The 25,057-nt window shown below is 67.3% G+C and carries 22 protein-coding genes; 2 read left to right on the top strand and 20 right to left on the bottom strand.

Going from position 1 to position 25,057, the window contains the following annotated elements; genetic code table 11:
* Positions 1 to 131: 131 nt before the first annotated feature.
* The 4 genes from ABE543_RS12355 to ABE543_RS12370 all read right to left on the bottom strand — a co-directional run bounded on the left by ABE543_RS12355 (position 132) and on the right by ABE543_RS12370 (position 4,497).
* A complete protein-coding gene (locus ABE543_RS12355; RefSeq protein WP_346475744.1) occupies positions 132 to 1,643 on the bottom strand; it encodes an ATP-binding protein in 1,512 nt (503 codons plus the stop codon).
* A 4-nt stretch (positions 1,644 to 1,647) separates the two neighbouring features.
* Positions 1,648 to 2,088, bottom strand: coding sequence for a response regulator (locus ABE543_RS12360; RefSeq protein ID WP_053519303.1), 441 nt, complete (start codon positions 2,086 to 2,088; stop codon positions 1,648 to 1,650).
* Positions 2,085 to 3,902, bottom strand: a complete 1,818-nt coding sequence (locus ABE543_RS12365) for an ATP-binding protein (RefSeq protein WP_053519305.1) — start codon at positions 3,900 to 3,902, stop codon at positions 2,085 to 2,087. Before ABE543_RS12365 ends, ABE543_RS12360 begins: the two co-directional genes overlap by 4 nt.
* Before the next feature lie 208 nt (positions 3,903 to 4,110).
* Positions 4,111 to 4,497 carry a BON domain-containing protein gene (locus tag ABE543_RS12370; RefSeq protein ID WP_053519307.1) on the bottom strand — a complete coding sequence of 129 codons (387 nt, stop codon included), beginning with the start codon at positions 4,495 to 4,497 and terminating at the stop codon, positions 4,111 to 4,113.
* Positions 4,498 to 4,669: 172 nt separating this feature from the next.
* Here ABE543_RS12370 and ABE543_RS12375 point away from each other — a divergent pair, with 172 nt between their 5' ends.
* Complete coding sequence (locus tag ABE543_RS12375) at positions 4,670 to 5,713, top strand: oxidoreductase (RefSeq protein ID WP_346475745.1); 1,044 nt, start codon at positions 4,670 to 4,672, stop codon at positions 5,711 to 5,713.
* Between the two features lie 56 nt (positions 5,714 to 5,769).
* Here ABE543_RS12375 and gnd read toward each other — a convergent pair whose 3' ends face one another.
* From gnd to ABE543_RS12410, 7 genes are all read right to left on the bottom strand, one after another.
* Positions 5,770 to 6,675 (bottom strand): phosphogluconate dehydrogenase (NAD(+)-dependent, decarboxylating), encoded by a 906-nt coding sequence (gene gnd / locus ABE543_RS12380; protein ID WP_053519312.1) that lies wholly within the window; start codon positions 6,673 to 6,675, stop codon positions 5,770 to 5,772.
* 10 nt (positions 6,676 to 6,685) lie between these two features.
* A complete protein-coding gene (locus tag ABE543_RS12385; RefSeq protein WP_346475746.1) occupies positions 6,686 to 7,924 on the bottom strand; it encodes a hypothetical protein in 1,239 nt (412 codons plus the stop codon).
* Between the two features lie 17 nt (positions 7,925 to 7,941).
* A complete protein-coding gene (locus tag ABE543_RS12390) occupies positions 7,942 to 8,544 on the bottom strand; it encodes a DUF2242 domain-containing protein (protein ID WP_053519316.1) in 603 nt (200 codons plus the stop codon).
* A 194-nt stretch (positions 8,545 to 8,738) separates the two neighbouring features.
* On the bottom strand, positions 8,739 to 10,916 hold the full coding sequence (locus ABE543_RS12395; RefSeq protein ID WP_053519630.1) for a carboxy terminal-processing peptidase: 2,178 nt from the start codon (positions 10,914 to 10,916) through the stop codon (positions 8,739 to 8,741).
* Between the two features lie 269 nt (positions 10,917 to 11,185).
* Positions 11,186 to 12,196, bottom strand: a complete 1,011-nt coding sequence (gene lipA, locus ABE543_RS12400) for a lipoyl synthase (protein ID WP_346475747.1) — start codon at positions 12,194 to 12,196, stop codon at positions 11,186 to 11,188.
* A gap of 18 nt (positions 12,197 to 12,214) precedes the next feature.
* Positions 12,215 to 12,925, bottom strand: coding sequence for a lipoyl(octanoyl) transferase LipB (gene lipB / locus ABE543_RS12405; RefSeq protein ID WP_053519632.1), 711 nt, complete (start codon positions 12,923 to 12,925; stop codon positions 12,215 to 12,217).
* Complete coding sequence (locus tag ABE543_RS12410) at positions 12,913 to 13,191, bottom strand: YbeD family protein (RefSeq protein WP_053519645.1); 279 nt, start codon at positions 13,189 to 13,191, stop codon at positions 12,913 to 12,915. The genes lipB and ABE543_RS12410 overlap by 13 nt, the downstream gene beginning before the upstream one ends.
* Positions 13,192 to 13,465: 274 nt before the next feature.
* On the opposite strand from ABE543_RS12410, the gene ABE543_RS12415 reads away from it, so the two are divergent.
* Positions 13,466 to 14,524, top strand: a complete 1,059-nt coding sequence (locus ABE543_RS12415; RefSeq protein WP_346475748.1) for a lipid A deacylase LpxR family protein — start codon at positions 13,466 to 13,468, stop codon at positions 14,522 to 14,524.
* Between the two features lie 95 nt (positions 14,525 to 14,619).
* Here the strand turns inward: ABE543_RS12415 and ABE543_RS12420 are convergent, their stop codons facing one another.
* From ABE543_RS12420 to ABE543_RS12460, 9 genes are all read right to left on the bottom strand, one after another.
* Positions 14,620 to 15,837: a D-alanyl-D-alanine carboxypeptidase family protein gene (locus tag ABE543_RS12420; protein ID WP_053519634.1), complete on the bottom strand. Its 1,218-nt coding sequence runs from the start codon at positions 15,835 to 15,837 to the stop codon at positions 14,620 to 14,622.
* 98 nt (positions 15,838 to 15,935) lie between these two features.
* On the bottom strand, positions 15,936 to 17,198 hold the full coding sequence (locus ABE543_RS12425; protein ID WP_197600926.1) for a septal ring lytic transglycosylase RlpA family protein: 1,263 nt from the start codon (positions 17,196 to 17,198) through the stop codon (positions 15,936 to 15,938).
* The gene (gene mltB / locus ABE543_RS12430; RefSeq protein ID WP_346475749.1) at positions 17,195 to 18,340 is read right to left on the bottom strand and encodes a lytic murein transglycosylase B; all 1,146 of its coding nucleotides are present in this window, start codon (positions 18,338 to 18,340) and stop codon (positions 17,195 to 17,197) included. Before mltB ends, ABE543_RS12425 begins: the two co-directional genes overlap by 4 nt.
* 235 nt (positions 18,341 to 18,575) lie before the next feature.
* Positions 18,576 to 18,764: a hypothetical protein gene (locus ABE543_RS12435; protein WP_197572726.1), complete on the bottom strand. Its 189-nt coding sequence runs from the start codon at positions 18,762 to 18,764 to the stop codon at positions 18,576 to 18,578.
* A gap of 105 nt (positions 18,765 to 18,869) precedes the next feature.
* Complete coding sequence (gene rodA, locus ABE543_RS12440; RefSeq protein WP_053519637.1) at positions 18,870 to 19,982, bottom strand: rod shape-determining protein RodA; 1,113 nt, start codon at positions 19,980 to 19,982, stop codon at positions 18,870 to 18,872.
* The gene (mrdA, locus tag ABE543_RS12445) at positions 19,979 to 22,057 is read right to left on the bottom strand and encodes a penicillin-binding protein 2 (protein WP_065175165.1); all 2,079 of its coding nucleotides are present in this window, start codon (positions 22,055 to 22,057) and stop codon (positions 19,979 to 19,981) included. Before mrdA ends, rodA begins: the two co-directional genes overlap by 4 nt.
* 3 nt (positions 22,058 to 22,060) lie before the next feature.
* The gene (gene mreD / locus ABE543_RS12450) at positions 22,061 to 22,546 is read right to left on the bottom strand and encodes a rod shape-determining protein MreD (RefSeq protein WP_053519639.1); all 486 of its coding nucleotides are present in this window, start codon (positions 22,544 to 22,546) and stop codon (positions 22,061 to 22,063) included.
* The gene (gene mreC / locus ABE543_RS12455; RefSeq protein ID WP_128989983.1) at positions 22,543 to 23,610 is read right to left on the bottom strand and encodes a rod shape-determining protein MreC; all 1,068 of its coding nucleotides are present in this window, start codon (positions 23,608 to 23,610) and stop codon (positions 22,543 to 22,545) included. The genes mreD and mreC overlap by 4 nt, the downstream gene beginning before the upstream one ends.
* 121 nt (positions 23,611 to 23,731) lie before the next feature.
* On the bottom strand, positions 23,732 to 24,778 hold the full coding sequence (locus tag ABE543_RS12460) for a rod shape-determining protein (protein ID WP_005411077.1): 1,047 nt from the start codon (positions 24,776 to 24,778) through the stop codon (positions 23,732 to 23,734).
* Positions 24,779 to 25,057: the final 279 nt, after the last annotated feature.

Genomic DNA, 25,057 nt, shown 5'->3' on the forward strand with positions numbered 1-25,057 from the left:
GAACAGGCGGGGGACCGCCCGCCCCCCTGCCCAGGGGAACCCCCGCCACGGCCGGGGGCCCCTGCCCGCGGGCATGGCCCGGCCCTCCCTCCCCCTGCCGGTAGCGCCGGGCAATGCCCGGCGACGCAGATTCAGCCCAGTGCCTCTGCCACAGCGCGGAACACCTGCTGCATCTGCAACGGCTTGCGCAGCACATGCACCTCGATGCCATCAGGGAATGCATCGGCCGGAACGTCCACTGACGCGTCTTCCAGCACCAGCGCCGGCCCCCGGTAACCCAGTCCGGCCATTTCGCCCAGCAGCTGGCTGGCCGGCAGCAGTTTGGAGCCGGCATCGGCGATCACCAGCGCCGGCATCGCCTCCTGCTGCATCCAGCGCAACGCCGCCGGTCCATCGGAAGCCAGCTGCAGCTGATATCCCTGGCTGGACAGCGCATTGCCCAGCAGCGACAGGCGCGTGGCTTCGCCATCGACCACCAGGATCGACTGGCCACTGCCCAGTGCCACCAGCTGCTCGATCGGCTCGCCGCTCTCGATGGCGTCACGCATCGGCAGGCGCAGCTCGAAACAGGTGCCCTGCCCGGGCTGGCTGGTGACCGTGATGCTGCCGCCAGCACCTTCGACGATGCGCTTGCAGGAAATCAGGCCCAGGCCGGTACCGTCCGCCTTGGTGGTGAAGAAGGGATTGAACAGATGCGAGAGCGTATCGGCATCCATGCCGATGCCGTCGTCGGCCACGGCGATGCGCATCCAGTCCACACCGTCGCGCTCGCCGGCATGGCTTGCGGTCAGGCTCAGGCGGCCGCCGCTGGGCATCGCCTGGATTGCATTGAGTGCCAGGTTCAACAGCACCTGCTGCAGCTCGGTGTAGTTCGCATCGACCGCAAGGCCCTCGTCTTCCACCTGCAGGTGCAGGCGCACCGCATCGGGCACGTTGCTGCGCAGCAGCAGCGCCACCGCGTCGAACAGGCCGTCGATCTGCACGCGTTCGCTGGGCTTGCGCGAGCCACGGACGAACGACAACATCGATTCCGCCATTTCATGACCGCGGCGGCCGCACTCGGCGATCACATCCGCAAGGTGGTGCAGCTGCGGATCATCGGTGCGCGCCTTCAGCAGGTCCGGCATGATCAGCAGCGGCTGCAGGATGTTGCGCAGGTCGTGGCTGAGGCCAGCGGCGAGCAGCGAAAGGCTTTCCAGCCGTTGCGCGCGCATCAGCTCGGTCTCCACGCGCGAACGCTCCACCGCGCTGCGCGCCTCGCGGATCGCACGGGCCACCGCCGACGGCAGGCGCGCCGGCTGGTGCTTGATGATGTAGTCGTTGGCGCCCTTCTGCAGCGCCGCCACTGCATTCTCCTCACCCATCGTGCCCGAGACGAAGATGAAGGGAACATCCGGCGCCGTCTCGCGCACGATGCGCAAGGCATCGTCGCCGGAGAAACCCGGCATGCTCAGGTCGGACAGCACGATATCCGGCTGGAAGGAGGCCAGCGCCTGGCGCAGTTCCGCCTCGCTCTCAACGCGCTCGAAGCGGGCTTCCAGGCCCGCATCCAGCATCTGTTCGGACATCAGCTCGGCGTCTTCAGGCGAATCCTCCACCAGCAGGATGCGCAGTGCCCCGAGGGAGGGACCGGTCAGGGGCATGGGCTTACTCGAGTTCCGGTGCCTGGTTGATCAGTGCCCAGAACTTGCCCAGGGTCTGCACGGCACCGAAGAACTGGTCCACGTCCACCGGCTTGACCACGTAGGCGTTCACGCCCATGTCCCAGCTGCGGGCCAGATCGCTCTCTTCGCGCGAGGACGACAGGATCACCACGGGAAGGCGCTTGAGCTCCTCGTGCTCACGGATCTGCCGCAGCACTTCCAGGCCGTCCATGCGCGGCATCTTGATGTCCAGCAGCAGCACCGCCGGCAGGCCCTCCTCGCGGCTGGCGAAGGTACCGCGCCGCAGCAGGTAGTCCATGACCTCCACGCCGTCCTCGACGTGCACGATGGGATTGGCCAGGCGGGCTTCCTGCAGGGCGTCGATCGCCATCTCGGCATCGGCCGGGCTGTCTTCGGCAAGAAGGATGGTGCGCAGAGTCGTCATGCGGAGGGACCTTGTTTGTCCGCGTCGAGCGCGGGAGGCAGGTAGAAGTGGAAGGTTGCGCCGGCGTCCGGCTCGGCTTCGGCCCAGACCCGGCCTCCATGACGGGTCAGCACGCGCCGTACGCTGGCCAGGCCGATGCCGGTACCGGGGTAATCACTGGCCTTGTGCAGGCGCTGGAACACGCCGAACAGCTTTCCGGCATAGGCCATGTCAAAGCCTGCACCATTGTCGCTGACCGTGAACTGATGGCCGCCATCAGGCTGCGGCTGGTAATCCACGCGGATCTTCGCCGGTTCGCGGTTGCTGGAATACTTGACCGCGTTGCCGAGCAGGTTCAGCCACACCTGGCGCATCATGTTCTCATCGGCCACCACGATCGGCAGCGGTGCGATGTTCCATTCGACGTGATGGACCTGGCCACTGCTTTCAGCCTCGGCCTGCAGGTTGGAATCGAGCATCGCGCGGGTATCGGACACCAGCGACTGCATGTCCACTGCCTGCTGGCGCATCGCTGCGCGCCCCAGCCGCGAATAGACCAGCAGATCGTCGATCAGCGTCGCCATGCGCCGCGCCGAGCTGGAGATCACCCCAAGGTAATGCAGGCTCTTCTCGTCGGCGCTCTCGCCCAGGTGGCGCGACAGCTTGTCGGAGAAGCCGGCAACGTGGCGCAGCGGCGCGCGCAGGTCATGCGACACCGAATAGCTGAATGCTTCCAGCTCGCGATTGACCTCCGAGACCTGCGCCACCTTGCCTTCCAGCTGGCGGTTCAGTTCCTCCACACGCGACTGCACGGCGCGCTGCACGGTGACATCGCTGACGGTCAGCAACACCACTTCATCGTCGGTATCCGGCAGCGGCATGCGCCGCGCGTTGAGCAGCATGTAGCGCACCACGCCCTCGGAGGTGCGCTGTTCGTGCTCGAAGTCCCACAGCTCGCGCCCGCGCAGCAGCACATCGACCAGGCGCTGGCGCACGACGGCGTCCCGCCAGGCGCCGTCGCCGACGTCATCCAGCAACAGGCCATCGGCACGTTCGTCCTGCAGGCCGTACAACTCGGCAAAGGCCGGATTGTGCAGCTGCACGCGCAGCTCGCGGTCGAGCAGCACGATCGGCTCACGCACGGTCTGCAGTACTGAGGCAGCGCGCGCGGCCGAGCGCAGCGACTGCCGTTCGGCCTGCAGGCGGCGACCGATCTGCCGCTGCAGCAGCCAGAGCACCAGGCCGAGCAGCGCCAGCTGTACCACCAGCGAGCTCCACGAGACGAATTCGGTCTGCCTGCGCTGCCGCGCAGCCTGTTCGGCCCGCTCGGCCAGCAGCGCCTGCTCGCTGTTCTGCAGCTCTTCAACCACGCTGCGGATCGGGTAACGGGTGCTCAGGTCCTGTACCAGCGCGCGCTGGTCACTGTTCGGTTCGGCCTTGGCCAGCGCGCGCGCCACCGCCAGCCGCCCTTCCAGCATGGACTCGATGCGACCGATGCGGATCAGCTGCTCAGGATTATCGCGTGTCATCCGGCCCAGCTCTGCGAGTCGGCCGGGAATCTCGTTGGCCTTGGCCATGCGCTCGCGCAGACCGGGCGCGTCCACGCCTTTGGACAGCGTCAACGCCGCCGACTCGACATCGCGCACATCGGCCTGCAACTGTTGGAGCGCCACGCCAACCGCCTGCGTATGCGTCACCCAGGCCATGGCTTCTTCGTTCTCACGCTGAAGCTTGCGCTGGGTCAACCACGGCACGACGATGATCGCGGCGGCGGCCAGCGCCAAGGCCGGCAATCGCCAGCGATCCCAGATGTCGTCACTGAACACCAGCGCCATAGTTCCTCATCAGCACGGCCGCAGAGGGATGGGCCCGGACAGGCCCAGCTGCGGCGGAACCGGCAATATAGCGCAGGCGGTCACACCTCTGGAACGTCTGGCCTTGGCAGCTGAACGCTCCAGAAAACATCATGGGTGGAGCCGGGGCTGGCCCGGCTCCACCGTCATGCAGCTGTACTGCGGCGCCCCGGCGGGGCGGCGCACGGGATCAGCGCTTGGCCGCCGCGTTGACCTTCAGCGCGCTGGCATCAACGCGGGTGACGCCCTTGATGCCCTTGGCCGTAGTGACGGCCTTGTCATGCTCGGCCTGGGTCGCCACCGTGCCGCTGAGGCTGACGACGCCATTCACGGTTTCCACCTTGACCTCGGTGCCCGGCACATTGCTGCTGGCCAGCAGGTCGGCCTTCACCTTGGTGGTGATCCAGGTGTCGGTCACCGGCTCGTTGGAGTCGTGGCGATCGGCGTGGGTCATCGCCGAATGGTCGGTGGCAGGCGGACTCTTGGCTGCCGGATCCTTGGCGAATGCAGCCGAGGAGGACAGCGCCAGGCCCAGGGTGAGGGCCGAAGCAATCAGCGTACGGGTCGGGTTGTTCATCGTATGTTACCTCCTGCGGAATGTGGGGTCAGTGTGGCCGCAGCGCCGTGCAGCAGGCGTGGCGCTACGGTCACGCCGCCGTGAATCGCGCCGGTTTTCAACGCAACCGTTCAGCTTTGGATCCTGGCCCCCGTCGTTTACCCTGCATGCCTGATCTGCGCGGAGCACTGCCATGCGCCCTGACCTGCAACTGGCCCTGATCGGGTACGGCCTCGCCGGCCGCGTTTTCCACGCGCCGCTGATCCAGCACACCCCGGGACTGACCCTGCACAGCGTGGTCAGTTCGCAGCGCGACCTGCTGCTGCGCACGTTCAGCGATGTACATGTGCGCGCGGCACCCCGGGACGTATTCGACGATCCGGCGGTGGACGCGGTGGTGATTGCCACGCCGAATGACCAGCACGCACCATTGGCGATGGCCGCGCTGGCCGCAGGCAAGCATGTGCTGGTGGACAAACCCTTCGCACTGGACGTGGCCGAAGCCGAAGCCGTGCTGGCGGCGGCGCGCGATGCAGACCGCATCGTCACGGTGTTCCAGAATCGCCGTTTCGACGCCGATTTCCTGACGTTGCAGGCCTTGCTGGCCGAAGGTGCGCTCGGCGAAGTCGCCGAATGCCATGCGCATTTCGATCGCTACCGGCCCCACGTGCGCGAGCGCTGGCGGGAGCAGGAGGGGCCTGGCAGTGGCCTGTGGTATGACCTTGCACCGCATCTGCTGGATCAGATGCTGGTGCTGTTCGGCTGGCCGCAGGCGATCGACGCGGACCTGGCGGTGCAGCGCGAAGGCGGCAGCGGCATCGATTACTTCCATGCGGTGCTGCATTACCCGAGGCACCGCGCGATCCTCCATGCCGGTTCGCTGGTGGCGGCCCCGGCGCCCCGGTTCGCCGTGCACGGCAGCCGCGCCAGCTGGATCAAGCAGGGCCTGGACGTACAGGAAGCACAGCTGCGCCGCGGCGTTGCGCCGGGCGCGCCGGGCTGGGGCATCGACCCGCGTCACGGCGAGCGGGTGTACTGCGATGCCGAGGACAACGTGCAACGCAGCACGGTCGACAACCTGCCGGGCGACTATCGCCGCCTGTATGCCCAGTTCGCTGCGGCGATGCAGGGTGACGGTGAACCCACGGTCAGCCCGTTGCAGGCGCTGCAGGTAATGCGCTTGCTGCAGGCTGGCAGGGACAGCGCTTGCGAGGCCCGGCGCATCGCACTGAACTGATCGCGGTCCGCGGCCCGGAACCCCACGGCAGCGCCGAAGGGCTCCGTTCCTGGCGCTTACGACTTCTTGATCGCATGCCCACCGAACTCGTTGCGCATCGCCGCCAGCAGGCGGTCAGTGAACGAATTCGACTCGCGCGACCGCAGGCGTTCCAGCAGCGAGAGCGTGATCACCGGCGCCGGCACATCCAGCGCGATCGCTTCGGCCACGGTCCAGCGGCCTTCACCGGAATCCTCCACGTAGGGGGCGATGCCATCCAGCGACGGATTGCGCTTGAGCGCCTCGGCACTCAGGTCCAGCAACCACGAACGCACCACGCTGCCATGGCGCCAGACCTCGGCAACCTGCGCCAGGTCCAGCTCCATGTCCTGCTTGCGTTCCATCAGTGCGAAGCCTTCGGCGTAGGCCTGCATCATTCCGTACTCGATGCCGTTGTGGACCATCTTGGTGAAATGGCCCGCACCGGGAGGACCGACGCGTGCCCAACCCCGATCCTCCGCCGGCGCCAGTGTGCGCAGCAGCGGCGCAACCTGCTCCACCACCTTCGCCTCACCGCCGACCATCAGGCTGTAGCCCTCCTGCAGGCCCCAGATGCCGCCGCTGGTGCCGCAGTCGACGTAGCCCAGGTCGTCCTCGGCCAGCGCCTTGGCGCGGCGGATCGAGTCCTGGTAATTGGAGTTTCCGCCGTCAATGACGATGTCACCCTCGGCCAGGTGCGGGGTCAGCTGGCCGAGCGTCTGGTCGACCGTTTCGCCCGCCGGCACCATCAACCACAGCACGCGCGGCACCGGCAGCGCGGCGACCGCGGCGGCCAGCGAATCGACTACTTCGATGCCGGCCTCCGCGGCGCGCTGGCGGGCGCCTTCGCCCGGGTCGTAGCCGACCACGCGGTGGCCGCCGCGATGCAGGCGCTGGGCCATGTTGGCGCCCATGCGGCCAAGGCCGATCATTGCAATATCCATTGTTTCACCTTCAGTTGGGGTCTAGGGTCAGGCTGCCTGGCCTGCCGGTTGACGCACAGTGGCGCAGCTGCGCCTCGCGCCAACGCCGGTAGAGCGTGGTATGCAGATTGTGCACCGCCAGGTCGATCGAAAACGGCGTTCGTGGATTGCGGTCGAGCAGCCGGGCGATGTGGTAGCCGATAGGACGTATACCGCGCGGATGCACGTAGATCACGAACTGCTGGTAGAACGGATCGTCCAGCACCTGGTCCATGCGTGCCAGGCGGGCGTGGTAGCGCGCTGGAAGGCGCGCCCGCAGTCCGGGGTCGCGTTCGAACAGGAGCCGCTCGAAATAGCGCCGCCCCACCCGCGGCAGCCCCTGCGCCAGTTGCCACAGCTCGGCGTTGCGCTGGTCGTACCAGGCCAGGCCTCCGTGGCGGGCAAGCGCCTGTGCTGCATCCGGCCCGACGTCGACAACGACGAAGTTCTCGGCCTGGTTGCTCAGATCGTCCAGCGTGCTCTTGTCGTACACGTGTTCGATGAAGCCGGGCAGGCCCGCGAAGGCCTGACGTCCCCTCGCCGAGGTGCGCACGGCTTTGCCGTCGGCAAGGAAGTCGCCCGCATGCGCACCGAGCAGGACACTGTCGGTGCCGTGCAGCGCGATGAAGGTGCCGATCGACAGTTCGCCTGCGGTGAACTCCGCGTCGAACGCAGCATCGCCATACAGCTCACGCTGCGTTGCCAGCTGCGCGACCTGGCGGCCGACACCGCATTCGGCACGCACCGCACCGCCGTAGAACGCCTGCAGCGCGCGGCTGTTGCCATCCACGGGAACGTAGCCGCGGCCGAAGCTGCGCACGCGTCGCCACCCCTGCGCCCGTGCGCCCTGCATCCCGAAGCCGATCCAGCCCAGCTGTGCGCCGGAGAAGCGGAACTGCGGGTTGCCCTGCAGCGAGGTGGCGGCCCGTCGGGTCGCCGCGCCCAGTTCGAAGGCATAGGCACAGACCGTGGCAGGATCCTCCAGCAGCTGCTGCAGCAGCGCCTCGCGCTGCGCCCCGTCCAGCGTCTGCGGCCATCGCACACGCAGATCACCTGCGGCCTGCGCCTCGGCCAGCGATGCCCGGGTGCACACCGGGCCACCCTGGATCTGCGGCGCACTGACCGCAGCCACTTCAAACCGCCAGCCCAGCCGCTGCAGCAGGCCCTGCGTGCAGTCCGCGGCCGCCGCCGCGCTGCCTGCCGGCGAAGCCAGCAGCAGGGCCATGACCATCAACCCACGCCGCACGCTCAACCCTGATCCGTCGCCGCCGCCGGCTCCGATACGGGGGGAGCGGGCAACCGTTCCGGAACCGGCGGCGCCTCACCGGGGGCGGCCGGCAGGTACTGCTGCAGGCGCTGGAAGAACCGGCGGTAGAAGTCGGCATCGGTGATGGTGCTGCTGGCGACCTTCACCAGGGAATCGTCATTGCTGCCGAACGGCAGCGATACCGAACCCAGCGCGCCCACGCCCACGCTGGCCGAGGTCGGGCTCTTCTTCAACGCATAGCGGTCCTGCACCGCGCTGACGAACACCAGCGACTGGCTGCCACGCGGCGCGCAGGAGATGCGGAGTACCAGTTGCTCGTGATCGTCCTCGCGTGGCTGGAAGTTCTTGCTCCCCTCCACCTGCGCGTCATCGACGCGGGCGATCGCATAGCCCTGGCTGAGCAGGGCCCGTCGCGCCGCTTCACAGGCATCGGCCGGGCGGCTGTCGACCGTCCGGGAGAAGGTGTCGCCGGAATCGAAGGACTCGCGCAGCACGGTGCTGTCGGCGGCGCGGCCACCGCAGGCCGACAGGATCAGGGCACTGGCAATACCGACGGCAACGCTGCACAGAGGGGAGACCCGCATGGGAACTCCTGCGAGAAAGGTAGCTGCTAGGGTAGTCCCGCCCCCGTGTGCGGCAGGTCGACAGCACCGCTGGCGGCGCAGGTTGTTGCTCCCGGTTCATGCACCGGCAGCGCCGGGCATGGCCCGGCGCTGCCCGTCAACGCAGACGGGGCCGGCATTGCCGGCCCCGTGGGGTACTTCATGTCACGCGTGGCTCAGTCGGCCCAGCGACCGGCCCCGGTGGACTGCGGCAGCACCTGCGCCGACAGCGGGCGATCATTGGCCAGCAGATTCACCGCATCGGCCAGGATCGCAGCGGATTCACGCAGCAGCGGGTCCGGTCGCTTCTCGGCGGCCTTCTCACGGGCGGCATCCTTGACGATATCGCGCTCGTTGCCGGTCAGGCCGTCATCGCTGCTGTCATCGGCCAGCGGATCCAGGGCCAGGCCCAGCTCCTTGCGCATGATCTGGCGCTCTTTGCGCTGGGTGTCCTGGCGTTCCCGCTCGGCACGACGCGTCGCTTCATTGAGCGAGACATACTTCTTCGCCGCTTCGGCACGGAACTGCTCGACATCCTCGTTCCACCACACGAATTCCTTGTCGGTGGCGATGCGTGCCTCGTGGCGGGTTTCCAGCTTCGGCAGCAGCGGCGCGAAGTTCCCGTACTGCGTATGCGGCACCGCGGCGATGCGGGTCCACGGCAGGGCATTGTCGTAGGTGCTTTCGCCGAACTCGGTGGCATCGACGCTGGCGGGGAACGCCAGGTCCGGCACCACGCCCTTGTGCTGGGTGCTGCTGCCGCTGATGCGGAAGAACTGGGCGATGGTCAGCTTGACCTGGCCGAAGCGCTGCGTTTCGCCGCTCGGCCAGCGATCAAGGTCGACGATGTTCTGCACGGTGCCCTTGCCGAAGGTGGTCTCGCCGATCACCAGGCCGCGGCCGTAGTCCTGGATGGCACCGGCGAAGATTTCCGACGCCGAGGCCGAACCACGGTTGACCAGCACGGCCAGCGGGCCGTCCCACGCCACGCCCTGATTGCGGTCGCTGTTGACGGTGATGCGGCCGCCCGATTCACGCACCTGCACCACGGGGCCCTGTTCGATGAACAGCCCGGTCAGTTCGATCGCCTCGTCCAGCGAGCCACCACCGTTGTTGCGCAGGTCCAGCACGACGCCGTCGAGCTTGTCGTTCTTGAAGCCCGCCAGCAGCTTGGCCACATCGCGGGTGGCCGACGCATAATCGGCGGCATTGCGGCGGCGGCCCTCGAAGTCCTGGTAGAAGGTCGGCAGCTTGATCACGCCGATCTTCCGTGCCGGCTCGCCGTTGGCGGCCGGAATGGTCATGGTTTCACCCTTGGCGGCCTGCTCGGCCAGGCGCACCTTCTGCCGGGTCAGGACCAGGGTGTGATGCTTGCCATCGGCGCCCTCCTCGGCCGGGATGAACTCCAGCTTGACCTGGGTATCCTTGGCACCGCGGATCTTGGCCACGACGTCGTCGATGCGCCAGCCGATCACATCCTCGACCACGCCCGACTTGCCCTGGCCGACACCGACGATGCGGTCACCCGGCTTCAGGGTGCCATCCACGGAGGCCGGTCCGCCGGCGATGATCTCGCGGATCACCACCATGTCGTCCTGCCGCTGCAGCTGCGCACCGATGCCTTCCAGTGACAGCGACATCGCCTGGTTGAAGTTCTCGGCGGTACGCGGAGTGAAGTAGTCGGTGTGCGGATCGACCGCACTGGTGTAGGCGTTGAGGAAGAACTGGAAGACATCCTCGCCCTTCAGCTCGTTGACCGACTTCTCCAGCGTCGCGTAGCGCTTGTCCAGCGTCTTGCGGATGTCGTCCGGCTTCTTGCCGGCCAGCTTCAGGCGCAGCCAGTCATTCTTGACCGACTTGCGCCACAGTTCATCCAGCTCGGCATTGCTGGCCGCCCACGGCACCTTCTTGCGGTCGTACTCAAAGCGCTCGTCGGTGGTGAAGTCCGGCTCCTGCCTGAGCAGCTTGCGTGCGTAGGCCACGCGCTCGCCTACGCGCTGCTTGTACACCGCGAAGACCTGGAAGGCCGGCTCAAGTTCACCGCCACGGATGGCATTGGCGATGTTCGCCTCGAAGGGTGCGAAGCGCGCCACATCGGCCTGGGTGAAGTACTGCTTGCCGCCGTCCAGGGTCTCCAGGTAACGCTTGAACACATCCTTGGAGGTGGCTTCATCGAGCGCACGCGGACGGTAGGCGTACCGGCTGTCGGACAACAGGCCGTACACCAGCTTGGAGGTGGTCACCTGATCGGCGGTCGCCGCAGCCGGCAGCGCCGGCGAATCGGCCTTGGCCGACAGCGCCAGCGGCGCTACCAGCGCCAGGGCCATCAGGAATGCGGGGGCTTTGAATTTCATGAACGTGCTCGAAGGCGCCTTGCCAAGGGGGAGACTGCGTGGTGTTCAGACATCACGACAGTGCCGAAAGTTGCCGGGTTTGTCACCCGTCCGCATCCGGTGGAAAACCAGCCTAGCGGGGCCGGTGTAGCAAATTGTGAATGCAGGCGAAGGCGTGCGGACCAACGGTCCGCGCCCACCACGGTGGTAGGCACGCCCATCGGTAGCGCCGGGCCATGCCCGGCGAGCGCAGCGGGAAAGAACCGCCGGGCATGGCCCGGATCTACCGGTCAGGAAACTCCGGCGCCCTTGGCCTGCACGTCGGCGTGGTACGAAGAGCGCACCATGGGGCCGGAGGCGACGTGACTGAAGCCCAGCTCATAGCCGTAGTCTTCCAGCGCCTTGTAATCCTCGGGCGTCCAGTACTTCAGCACCGGGTGGTGGTGCGCGGTCGGCTGCAGGTACTGGCCGATGGTGATCATGTCCACGTCGTGGGCACGCAGGTCACGCATCGTCGCCTTGATCTGCTCGAAGTCCTCGCCAAGACCCAGCATGATGCCGCTCTTGGTCGGCACCTGCGGGTGCTGGGCCTTGAAGTTCTTCAGCAGCGTCAGCGACCACTGGTAGTCCGCGCCCGGGCGCACGTTGCGGTACAGGTCCGGCACGGTCTCGATGTTGTGGTTGAACACGTCCGGCGGGTTCTGCGCGAGGATGTCCAGCGCGCGCTCCATGCGGCCCTTGCCGCGGAAGTCCGGGGTCAGCACTTCGATGCGGGTACCCGGCGACTTCTCACGGATGGCGGTGATGCAGTCGACGAAGTGCTGGGCACCGCCGTCGCGCAGGTCATCGCGGTCGACACTGGTCACCACCACATACTTCAGGCCCATGTCGGCCACCGTCTGGCCGAGGCTGGCCGGCTCGTTGGCATCCGGCGGCTTGGGCCGGCCGTGGGCGACGTCGCAGAACGAGCAGCGGCGGGTGCAGACCTCGCCCAGGATCATGAAGGTCGCCGTACCGTGGCCGAAGCACTCATGGATGTTCGGGCAGCTGGCTTCCTCGCAGACCGTCACCAGGCGGTTCTCGCGCAGCTTGGCCTTCAGGTTCTGGACCGCATTGCCCGAGGGAATGCGCACGCGGATCCAGGAGGGCTTGCGCAGCACCGGTGCATCGGCGAACTGAACCGGCGAACGGTTGATCTTGTCCCCGCCCAGCTGCTTGACGCCGGCCTGCAACGGCGCGGCGGTCGGAAGGTCGCCCTGCACGATCTGCAGGGGAATGGTGCGGGCAGTGGTTTCAGTCATGGCAGTTCCGGGGAGCGGTCAGGCGGCCGCAGAGAGATCAGGCAGTTCGGGCACGTGCTGCAGCCGCAGGCCGAACTGGCGGGCCAGCTGTTCCAGCAGCACCGTCTTGACGGCATCCATCCCGGACGGCCCGCCCAAGTCTACCACCGAGGTCACCTGCAGCCCCTGGTAACCACAGGGGTTGATGCGGTGGAAGGGTTCCAGATCCATGGCCACGTTGAAGGCCAGGCCATGGAAGGTGCAGCCACGGCGCACGCGGATACCCAGTGCGGCAATCTTGGCATTGCCAACGTAGACGCCCGGGGCGCCTTCGCGGCGTTCGGCACCGATGTTCCATTCGGCCAACGTATCGATGATGGCCTGCTCGATGCGGCACACGTAGTCGCGCACGCCGATGCCCAGGCGCGGCAGGCGCAGCAGCGGGTAGATCACGATCTGCCCCGGCCCGTGGTAGGTGACCTGGCCGCCGCGGTCCACGTGCAGCACCGGGATCGCTCCCGGCGCCAGCACATGCTCGTCCTTGCCGGCCTGGCCGAGGGTGAACACCGGATCGTGCTCCACCACCCACAGCTCGTCGGTCGTCTCGTCAGCGCGCTGATCGGTGAAGCGCTGCATCGCCCGCCAGACCGGCTCATAGGCCTGGCGGCCAAGGTCGCGCACCAGCGCCGGACGCGGCGGACGGTTTTCCGGAGCGGCGTCGGCCGGGCAGCTGTCGGCTACAGCGTCCACTTCACTTCCGGGTGATCGCGCAGCGCCCGATGGGCGGCGTCGTACTGTTCGCGGGTCTCGGCCTTGAACACCAGCCGGACCGACACGTACTTGCCATTGGACGAATGCTTCCAGCTGATGCGCTCGTTCACGACGTCGAGGCCTTCGGCCTGCAGCAGTCGGGGAAGCTCATGCTCCAGGCCGCGGTTGGCCGGGCCCATGGCGCTGAGCTCGAACTGGCCGGGGAACTGGAAGCCGTGGTCGGGGTTGTCGGACTTGATTTCCATGGACCCATTATCGGGCCGCAGGGCAACAAACCCAAGAGTATTCATCCAGGTCAACGCGGACACCGGCAGGCCGCTGCGTTGCACCTGAATTCCCATTCAGCTTCCTGCCGCGGGCGCGCGACAAGCCCCCCGGCGCCGGTTGTCGTCACGAGACAATGTCGTTTTCGGAACAGACAAGTGACCGGGACGCGCTCGTACCGTCACGCGGGCCGGGGTACCGTGTCGTTGCATATAACGACAGACGACCACCCCTTTCCCCATGAGCATTCCATCCATGCGTAGCGTCGCAGCCTTCGGGCTGTCCGGCCTCCTGGCCGCCGCCCTCCCCCTTGCCGCGCAGGCCGCCGAACAATGCGGCCCCGATGCCATGCGTGAGCACCCGCCGCAGATCAATTTCCGCGTTGACAACGACCTGTTCGGCGGCCGCCACCAGGACCAGGGGTATACCAACGGCGCCGAACTGACCTTCGTATCACCGAACCTCGTCGATTACACCGACGATCCCTGCCTGCCGCGCCTGGCGCGCTGGGTCAACGGCTATCTGGAGCGCCTGCACCCGGGCCGGTTCGAACAGCAGAACATGATCTTCAGCATCGCCCAGGGCATCTTCACCCCGACCGACTTCACCCGGAAGGACCTGATCAAGGATGACCGCCCCTACGCGGGCGTGCTGATCGCCAGCTTCGGCTACAACGCACGCAGTGGTGATCGACTGCAGACCACCCAGCTGACGCTGGGCGTTGTCGGTCCGTGGGCCCAGGGCAAGCAGGTGCAGAACGCGGTGCATGAGGTGCTGAACGATGAGAAGTTCCAGGGCTGGGACAACCAGCTGCACAACGAGCCGCTGGTGATGCTGACCCATGAGCGGATGCGTCGTTGGCCGGGCGATGCCAGCGTCAACGCGGGCGGCTGGGGCTGGGATGCGATCAGCCACTACGGCGGCTCGGTCGGCAACCTGGCGACCAAGGCCAACATCGGTGGCGAGGTGCGCTTCGGCTGGAAACTGCCGGATGACTTCGGCAGCACGCCGCTGCGTCCTGCCGGCGAGAACACCGCGCCGACCCGCGGTGGCAGGCCGAGCGGCTGGTCATGGCATCTGTTCGCCACCAGCGATGCCGCCTGGGTGATCCGCAACATCACCCTGGACGGCAACACCTTCCGCAACAGCCACAGCGTCGACAAGCGCCACATCGTGGCCTACGGCGGCTACGGAATCGCGGTGATGCGCGGGCGCTGGAAGTTCGCAGCGGCGCGCTACCACAGCACCCGCGAGTTCAACGGCCAGCGCGAGGCACCGGTGTTCGGCAGCTTCACCATCAGCCGTTCGCTCTAGAACAGTGCGGACATCTGGTCCGCACATTGGTTGCAACGGAAAAGGCCGGCATGCGCCGGCCTTTTCCTTTTCACGTCATCGCATGGCGCCGCGGATCATTCCGATTCCCACCACATCCAGAAGCTGTCCCACAGGCGCTTGAAGAAGCCGGCCTGCTCGACGGCAGCCACCGCCACCAGCGGCGCTTCGGCCACCACCTTGCCATCCAGGCTCACCTTCACCGTGCCGATCTGCTGGCCGGCCGTGAACGGCGCTTCCAGGGTCTTGGGCACATCGATGCTCGGCTTCAGATCGTTGTAGCGGCCACGCGGCACGCTGACCAGCATCGGCTGCGCCACGCCCAGCTGCACCTTGTCACTGGTGCCCTTCCACACCTTGTGCTCGGCGACGGCCTTGCCCGGCTCATACAGGCGGTGCGTTTCGAAGAAGCGGAAGCCCCAGTTCAACAGCGCCAGGCTGTCATCGGCGCGCTGCTTCTCGGAGGCGCCGCCCAGCACCACCGCGATCAGGCGCTGGTCGCCGCGCTGCGCCGAACTCATCAGGCAGTAGCCCGCCTCGGAGGTGTGCCCGGTCTTGATGCCATCGACACTGCCGTCGCGCCACAACAGCAGGTTGCGGTTGGGCTGCTTGATGTTGCCGACCTGGAATTCCTTGATCTTGTTGTACGCGTAGGTTTCCGGGTAATCACGCACCATCGCCCGGCCCAGCAGCGCCAGGTCATAGGCGGTGCTGTGGTGGCCCGCGGCGGTCAGGCCGTGGGCGTTGACGAAGTGCGAGTTCTTCATGCCGATCTTGGCGGCGTAGCTGTTCATCAGCGAGGCGAAGGCTTCCTCGCTGCCCGCCACGTGCTCGGCCAGGGCGATCGCGGCATCGTTGCCGGACTGGATGGCCATGCCCTTTTCCATGTCTTCCAGGCGCGCGGTCTGGTTCACCGGGAAGCCGCTGTAGCTGCCGTCGGTACCCGCACCGCCTTCGCGCCAGGCGCGCTCGCTCATCATCACCTGGTCATCCGCACGGACCTTGCCGTTCTTGACCTCAGCGGCGATCACGTAGGAGGTCATCACCTTGGTGATGCTGGCCGGCGCCAGCTGCTCGTGGATGTTCTCGCCCGCCAGCACCTGGCCGGTGGCGTAGTCCATCAGGATCCAGGCCTTGGACACACTCGGCACCGGGGCCGGTGGCGTGGCCACGGTGGCCGGAGCCGCAGCGGCGGCAGGTGCAGGTGCGGCCGGGGTCGGCAGCGGCGTCTGGGCAGAAGCCAGGCCCACCACCAGGGTGGCGGCCAGGGCGGTGGCGGCGGAACGGAAATTCATTGGACAGCGGGCTCCAGGGACGGCCGGGAATGGAGGGGGAACAGAATGGCCATTGTAGGCCGGGGGGGCCCGGGCCGGCAGCACCGACCCGGGCGGGATCAATCCTTGACGATCTGCGGCGATCCAAGGCCCAGACCGGCGATGCGGCCGACAAGTTCCGCGGCACTGGCATGGTCGCTGGCGGGTACGCGCAGACGGAAGAGCGTGCGGCCACCGGCGGCGATGTCGCTGATGGTCGCGCCGACGATGCCGGCCGCATTGAGCTGGCCCATCGCACGATTGGCATTGTCACGGTTGGAGAAGCTGGCCACCTGCACCATCACCGCACCCACCACCTGCTGCGACAGCGTGGGGCTGCTGGCCGGTGCCGCGGAAGCGCGCGGCGCCGTGGCGGCGACCCTCGCCGGCGCAGCGGCAGGTGCCGCAGTGCGGACGCCCACTGCACTCGGCGGCAGGCTGCTGACCGCCACGTCCGGCAACGTGCTGACCACCGCCTGCGTGGTGGCCGGCTGGCCCCGGGTCGGCGCCGCATCGGCAGGCAGGCGTTTGACCAGGCGGTCGATGTCGCTGTCGGCCGCCGGGCGCGTGGCGACAGTGCTCGCCATCGTCGTCGCCGCACCGGCAGCGGCGGCGGCTTCGGCCGCCCGGCGCTCGCGGCGCGACGGCTTCTGCGCCAGCAGATTGCCCTCACCCGGCTGCAGCGCGCGCACCTCCACATTGCCGGTTCCGCGCTGGGTGATGCCCAGGCGTACCGCAGCGGCATAGCTCAGATCGACCACGCGGCCATCGTGGAACGGGCCCCGGTCATTGACCCGCACGATCACCGACTCGCCGTTGTCCAGATTGGTCACGCGGGCGAAGCTGGGCAGCGGCAGCGTCTTGTGCGCAGCGGTGAACTGGTACATGTCGTAGACCTCCCGGTTCGAGGTCAGGCGGCCATGGAACTTGGCGCCGTAGTACGACGCCGTACCGCGCTCGACATAATCGCGGGTATCGTCGAGCACCTTGTACGACTTGCCCAGCACCACGTACGGCGATTTGTTGCCGATGGCCGAGCGTGTTTCAGCCGTCACTTCCGGCTCGGGAATGCAGGCCACGTTCGGAATGTAGGTCGGCGTGCTGTCTTTCACGCCCGGCCGGTACAGGCCGCCGGCGGTGTAGTTGCCCCGCGTGTTCGGGTCTTCCTTGGCCGCCGCATAGGGCGATCCCTCCGGACAATGCGCCGGGCGCGTGCCCCTGCCCTGCACCACCGTACCGGAAGGCGTTCCACCGTGGCCGGCGGTGGCCGGCTTCTTCGGCGCGCTGCTGCAGGCGGCCAGCGCGAGGACGATCAATCCAGGGACCAGCCATCTGATGTTCATGCCGGGGGCAGCTCCTGTCCGGCAATGGCCTGCGACAACTGGAACACGGCCATCGCATACATCTTCGAGAGGTTGTAGCGGGTGATCGCGTAGTAGTTCTGGAAGCCCAGCCAGTACTGCTTGCCGGCGCTGCCCTCGAGCGTAACCGGAGTGGCCGTCGCACCCGGCTGTACCGGTGCGGCAGGCTGATAGCCACGCTGGGCCAGATCGGCCAGCGACCAGGTCGGTGCCCACTCGGTCGGATTGAATTCCTCGCGCCCCGGAGCGAGTGTCGCCGGCACGGCCACCTGCCCGCCCCGGACCCAGCCTCCCTTCTTCACGAAGTAGTTGGCAATGGAGGAAAACACGTCGTCGTAGCTGTTGAACAGGTCACGGCGACCGTCGCCGTTGCCATCCACGGCATAGTCCAGGTAGCTGGACGGCATGAACTGGCCCATGCCCATCGCACCGGCATAGCTGCCCTTGAGCGTGGTGATGTCGAGTTTCTCCTCGCGGCCCAGTTCAAACAGCTTGGCCAGTTCATCACGGAAGAACAGCTCGCGGCGCACCTCGCGTTCCAGCTTCTCCGGATCGCCGCTGCGCGGGTAGTAGAAGGCCAGCGTGTACAGCGCATCGAGCACGCGGTGGTTGCCGGCATTCCTGCCATAGCTGGTCTCCACGCCGATGATCGCCACGATCACCTCGGCCGGAACACCGGTGCGCTGCTGCACGCGATCCAGCTCGGCGCGGTGTTCGGCGAGGAAGGCACGGCCCCCCTCGATGCGCGCCTTGCTGATGAACATCGGCCGGTATTCGTTCCAGGGTTTGACCCGTTCGGCAGGGCGCGACATCGCGGCGATGATCGGCTGGCGCACCTGCGCCTGGTCGAGCACGCGACGGATCTCGTCGGGCTGGAGTCCGTAACGCTTGGCGGTATCGGCGATGAAGGTGGCGCGCGCGGTCTCGAACGGAACCGGTGTGAGATCGACCGGTGGCGCGGTGGCGGCGGTGGCTTCCGGCGCGGCCTCGGCCGGTCCCTTGGGCTTGCTGGCCGGATGGCGCGGCGTACTGCTGGCCTGCGGTGAAGACGGTGGAGATGTCGGCTGGGTCGCGCAGGCGACCAGGCCGAGGGTAAGCATGCAGGCCAGAGTGCGTCGAATCATCGTCGCAGGTTAGCAGGTCATGGATGAATTAAAACCCCTAACACCATGAATCACAACGATTTGCTTGCAAGCAGTCGAAATTGTGAAAACGATGTGAGCGATCCATCGCATTCAGTTGAGAGGTTGCCGGTTGCGTCCCCATCCCCGCAGACGCAACCGGCGACCGGATCCGGTCGATACGCGCGCGGCTGCCGCTCCCCAGTGGCAGTACCCCACGCGCCCTGTATCCGTTGGATCAGTACTGCTTCCCGCCCGACGCCCCCTCGCGCTGCAACGATAGACGGCGCGCCGTGCCGAACGGGCCGCCATTGTGCAGGCCGATTGCGACAAGTCCATTGATCAAAATCAACGCAGCGTAAAAGTGTGAACTAGATAACGTTTTTTTAGGGCTTTGGTCAGCGGACCTGCTGTTGCGCGTCTTCATGGGAACGCTTCCATGAAGGGCGTTGCGCAAGCGTTGGACGGCCCCGGCCTTGCCCGAAACCGCAGAGGTGCAGCAACCCGCGTCGGCCGCGCGCTCCCGGAGGTGCTAGCCGTAGCCGCCGTGCACGGGATTGTGGCTGCGCACCGCCATCACCAGCCCGAAGCCGGCCAGCAGCGAGACGGCCGACGTACCGCCATAGCTGATCAACGGCATCGGTACGCCCACCACCGGCAACAGACCCGAGATCATTCCGCCATTGACCAGCACGTAGACGAAGAACGCCAGGCCGGTGGCACCGGCCAGCAGCCGCGAATAGGAGTCGCGCGACTGGCTGGCAATCCACAGGCAGCGCCCGATCACCACCAGGTACAGCGCCAGCACGACGGCCACGCCGATCCAGCCGAATTCCTCGCTCAACACCGAGAATGCAAAGTCGGTGGTCTGCTCGGGAATGAAGTTCAGGTGCGACTGCGAGCCTTCGCCCCAGCCCTTGCCGTCGAACCCGCCGGAACCGATCGCGATCTTCGACTGGATGATGTTCCAGCCCGCGCCCAGCGCATCCATTTCCGGGTCGAGGAACATCATGATGCGGTCCTTCTGGTAGGGCCGCAGCAGCCAGAACCAGGCCAGCGGCGCAACCGCGGCCACGCCGCCCACGCCCAGCCCCACCCACCACCATGGCAACCCGGCCAGCAGCAGCACGAACACGCCGCTGGCGGCGATCAGCACGCCCGTGCCGAAGTCCGGCTGTAGCATCACCAGACCGGTCGGCACGCCGATGATGACCAGCGACACCAGCACCGTATTGATGCGTGGTGGCAAGGGCACCCGGTGCAGGTACCAGGCCACCATCATCGGCAGGCTCACCTTCAGCAGTTCAGCCGGCTGCAGGTAGAAGAACTTCAGGTCCAGCCACTGCCGGCCGTATTTGCCGGTACCGAGCACGAACACCGCCAGCAACGGGATCATCGAGATCGCGTAGATCATCGGCGTCGCCGAACGGATGCGCAGGATCGGTACCCGCGAGATGGCCCACAGCGCGGCCATGCCCACGGCGAAGCGGGCGCCCTGCGCCATTACCAGGCTGTCGCCGCCTGCACTCTTCAGCGTGGCCAGGCCGATCATCATCAGCGCGCCCAGGGCAAGGCACAGCACCCAGTCCAGCGTGCTGAAGAAGCGCCGCAGCATGTCCCCGGCCCATCGCAGGAAGGCCTTCATCGCGTCGCCTCCGCAGCCGCCGGTGGACGCGGCGCGGCAGGCAGTGCCGGTGCCGGCGCAGCGGGTGTTCCCGGCTGCGGCTGGGGCTGCGGGACCGCAGCGCCGATCAGCACCGGATGCTCACCGACCTGTGCGGCGGCAGCATCCCCCGCCTGGCGGGCGCCCACGTCCTCGTTGTCGAAAGCGGTCGCACCGATGGCGGTGGTGCCGCGTTCGCTGTCCAGCGGCTGGATGCCATCGGGCATCTTGCCCAGCAGCCAGGCATCGAACACCTTGCGTGCGATCGGCGCAGCTGCCGAGCCGCCGTAACCGCCGCCTTCCACCGCGATCGCCAATGCGATCACCGGCTGATCAGCCGGCGCGAAGCCAACGAACAGCGCACGGTGGCGCAGGTGCATCGGCAGGCTCTTGGGATTCACCGCTGCCGTGCCACGGCGGCTGACCACCTGCGCGGTGCCGGTCTTGCCGGCCATCACGTACGGCGCCCCGACCGCCACCCGCCAGCCGCTGCCGCCGGGCTGCATGGTCGCCATCATGCCTTCGCGCACGGCCTGCACGTTGTTCGGATTGGGGCTGACCGGCTTGCTGTCGCGTGCCGGCACCCCGGTCCACTCGCTGTCGAACCCTTCGCGCTGCTGGATGACCAGGTGCGGCGTGCGCAGCTGCCCGCTGGCCAGACCGCTGACGCCCCGCGCCAGCTGCAGCGGGGTGACCTTCCAGTCGCCCTGGCCGATGCTGATGTTGACCGTATCGCCGGGGTACCACGCTTCCTTGCGGGTCTTCCGCTTGTACGCCGGTGACGGCAGGATGCCGCCGATCTCGCCGGTCAGGTCGATGCCGGTCGGCTGGCCGAAACCGTAATAGTCCATGTAATGGTCGAAACGCTCGATGCCCAGGTCCAGCGCCAGCCGGTAGTAATAGGTATTGACCGAATTTGAGATCGACTTGCGCAGGTCGGTCCAGCCATGGCCGCCACGGTTGGCATCGCCCCAGCCGCGGCTGGTGCCGGGCAGGTAGAACATGCCGGTGGACAGGATCTTGTCTTCCGGGCGGCGCACACCGGCGTCCAGACCGGCCAGTGCGATCAGCGGCTTGAGCGTCGAGCCGGGCGCCACGCCGCCCAGTACTAGGCGGTTGAACTGCGGGCGCGACGGATTGTCGTTCAACGCTTTGAAATCGGCGTGGGAGATGCCGTTGACGAACAGGTTCGGGTCGTACGACGGCAGGCTGACCATCGCCAGGACCTCGCCCGTGCGCGGGTCCATCGCGACCGCCGAGCCTTCCTGGTCGCCGAAGGCGGCAACCATCGCCCGCTGCAGGTCGGCGTCGATCGACAGGCGCAGGTCGACACCGGACTGCGCGGCAACGCGGCCGATGGTGCGGATCGCACGGCCCTGCACGTTGGTCTCCACCTGCTCGTAACCGACCTTGCCGCGCAGCTGCTGCTCGTAATAACGCTCCAGGCCCGACTTGCCGATGTGGGTCAACGCGGCATTGCCCTCGCCAAGGATCTCCAGATCCTTGTCATCGACACGACCGACGTAGCCGATGATATGCGCGAACAGATCGCCGTACGGATAACGACGGGTCAGGTAGGGCTCCAGCTCGACACCCGGGAAGCGCCAGCGATCGACGGCGAAGCGTGCCATCTCATCGTCGGTCATGCGCAGCTTGAGCGTGACCGGCAGGAACTTCCGGCGCGCCTTGCGCGACTTGTTGAACGCCTCCAGCTCTTCCGGACTGATCTCGATGATCTTTGCCAGTCCTTCCAGCGTGGCATCCATGTCCTTGACCTTGTCCGGGGTCACGTCCAGGCGGAAAGCCGGCACGTTCTCGGCCAGCAGGCGGCCGTTGCGGTCGTAGATCATGCCGCGCCCCGGCACCACCGGCCGCGGCTTGATGCGGTTGGCTTCCGAACGGGTGGCGTAGATGTCGTGGTCCAGCACCTGCAGCTTGAAGTACCAGCCCCCCAGCCCGAGCAGGCAGACCAGCACCCCCAGGAAACCCAGCGCCGCACGACGGCGGAACTGCTCGGCTTCGGCGTGCGGGTTCTTGACCTGGCGGCGCGGAATCATGGCTCAACGCCCGCGTTTGCCGAAACGCACCGCGTCCAGCAGCACGAATACCAGCGGCCACAGGCCCATGCCCAGCAGCGGCGCCCACCAGTACGACCACGGCAGCGTCGGCTCATCCACCACGATGTGCACCAGCGCGCTGACGATGCGGTCGTTGAACAGCAGGCCACCAATGGCGAGCATCTGCTGGGACATCGGGAAGAAGCGGATGCGGGCGCGGAAGCGCTGCAGGATGAAGGCCAGCATCACCAGGCGCAGCGCTTGTTCACCCAGCACCCCGCCATACAGCAGGTCGGCGACAACGCCACTGGCGAATGCGATGCCGAGACCAACGCGCTCGGGCGTTTCGATCACCCAGTACGCCAGCACCAGCGCCAGCCAGTACGGGCGCAGCGGCTGCAGCAGGGCCGGCAGCGGCAGCAGGCCCAGCAGCAGGGCCACCACCAGACTGGCCGGCAGCACCCAGGGATTGTCGCGCAGGCGGCTCATCGCTGGACCCCTGCGGCGGCGGCCGGTCCGGTTGCCGGCTGCGGATCCGGGGCGGTCGAAGACGCCGGAGTGACGGCCGGCGCCGACGGCTGCCCTGCGCGGGTGTCTGCCGGTGCTGCTGCCGGTGCTGCTGCCGGCGTTGCCGGGACTGGCACGGTTGCCGCATTGGCTGGCCCGCCTGGCGCGGTGTCCTCCAGCTGCAGGCGTACTTCCGGCGGGATGCGGATCGCTGCGCCCGGGCGCAGCAGCAGCACATCGCGGCCGCGGTCGAGCTGTGCGGCCGGCTTCAGCTCACCGACCAGGAAGGCATGGGTGTCATCCGGGCGCAGCGCGGTGATGGTGCCGACCGGGAAACCGGCCGGGAAACGGCCACCGAGACCGGAGGTGACGATCTCATCGCCCACTTCCACCCCGGCACTGAGCGGGATGTCGCGCAGTTCCAGCGTATCGCCGCGACCGTAGACGATCAGGCGGACACCGTTGCGGGCCACGGTCACCGGCACGGCATGGTCGGGGTCGGTCAGCAGCAGCACGGTAGAGGTGCCGCCGGTAACGCTGATCACCTGGCCCATCAGCCCACCGGCGTCGATCACCGCCTGGCCGACATGCACTCCCTCGCGGCTGCCTGCGTCGAGTACCAGACGCTGTTTCACCGGGTCCAGGTCGATATCGAGGATCGGCGCCAACTGCACGTCCAGTCCGCTGCGCTCGGCCACGTTCAGCAGTTCGCGCAGCTGGGCATTGTCCAGCGCAGCGGTCTGCAGACGGGTCAGGCGGGCGTTGGCCAGCAGCAGCTGGTTGCGCAGCTCGCGGTTCTCGCTGACCAGCTGGCTGTGGCTGGCCGCGTTGTCCTTGACCTGGCTGCCCAGCTTGCCCGGCAGGCCTGCCAGGGCCCAGACCGGCTGCACCAGGGTGTTGGCCTGTTCACGCAGGCGCGCCAGCCAGCCGGCCTGGTCGTCGAGGACGATCAGGGTGATGGCCAGCGCGAGATAGGCCAGCAGCCGCAGCGGGCTGGCGGCATCACCGGATCGGGAAGCAACGGGAGGACCGGCGTAGGGCGGCACGGCAACGATTCAACTGGCAGAAGGCGGAGGGGAAACACGCGGACGCCCCGCCGGTGCCGGCCCGCCAACGCGACGGGCCGCACCCCGGAGGGGCGCTGCGGGCAGGAACGGCCGGGACAGCTTATTCCGGCGCAAAGAACTCGTTGCCGTGCATGTCGACCAGCTCCAGCGCACGACCACCGCCGCGGGCCACGCAGGTCAGCGGATCGTCGGCCACCTGCACGTGCAGGCCGGTCTCCTCGGAGATCAGGCGATCCAGGTCACGCAGCAGGGCGCCACCACCGGTCAGCACGATGCCGCGCTCGGCGACGTCGGCGCACAGTTCCGGCGGCGTCTGCTCCAGGGCCAGCTTGACCGCGCTGACGATGCCCGACAGGGGTTCGTGCAGGGCTTCGAGCACTTCGTTGGAGCTGATCTTGATCATCTTCGGCACGCCCTCGGCGAGGTTGCGGCCGGAAATCTCCAGCTCCTGCACCTCTGCCTGCGGGTAGGCACAGCCCAGCTCCACCTTGATGCGCTCGGCCGTGGCTTCACCGATCAGCATGCCGTGGTTGCGGCGCACGTAGTTGGTGATCGACTCGTCGAAGCGGTCGCCACCGATGCGGACGGAGGCCGAATAGACGATGCCGTTGAGGGAGATGACCGCCACTTCGGTGGTGCCACCGCCGATATCGATGACCATCGAGCCACGGGCTTCGGTGACCGGCATGCCGGCGCCGATCGCAGCGGCCATCGGCTCTTCGATCAGGTACACGTCGCGGGCACCGGCTTCCTCGGCCGATTCCTTGATCGCACGACGCTCGACCTGGGTCGAGCCGGCCGGCACACAGACCAGCACGCGCGGACTCGGGCGCAGCACGCGGGACTTGTGCACCTTCTTGATGAAGTGCTTGAGCATCGCCTCGGTATAGGTGAAGTCGGCGATGACGCCATCCTTCATCGGGCGGATGGTGGTGATGTGGCCCGGGGTACGGCCCAGCATCTGCTTGGCCTCGGCACCGACGGCTGCCACCGAGCGGGTGCCACCGATGGCACGGTCCTGGCGCACGGCCACGACCGAAGGCTCATTCAGCACGATCCCCTGCCCGCGCACGTAAATGAGGGTGTTGGCCGTGCCCAGGTCGATGGACAGGTCATTGGAGAACATGCCACGGAGTTTCTTGAACATCTGAGGAAGGAGTCCTGAGGGGTGTCGTGCCCGCCGCGGGATGGCGAAAAAATGGGCAGAAATCGAGGCCGACAAGCCTAGCAACCCGCCTGCCGCCGAGCAAGGAAAAATCCAGCTGAACCCGCGTCTTCACAGGCTTTGGGCCTGATCCGGCATCACCCGCTTCTGGCCCTGAGCGGCACCAGCGGGTAACCTTTGCGCCGTCGGGCGCCCAAGGGCGCCGTTTGCTTGCCCGTCGAAGCGGGCAGGCCCACCCCAAAATTCACCGCATAGGCTTAC

Origin of the sequence: Stenotrophomonas sp. TWI169 (assembly GCF_039674705.1) — a bacterium.
Taxonomy (GTDB): Bacteria; Pseudomonadota; Gammaproteobacteria; order Xanthomonadales; family Xanthomonadaceae; genus Stenotrophomonas; species Stenotrophomonas maltophilia_P.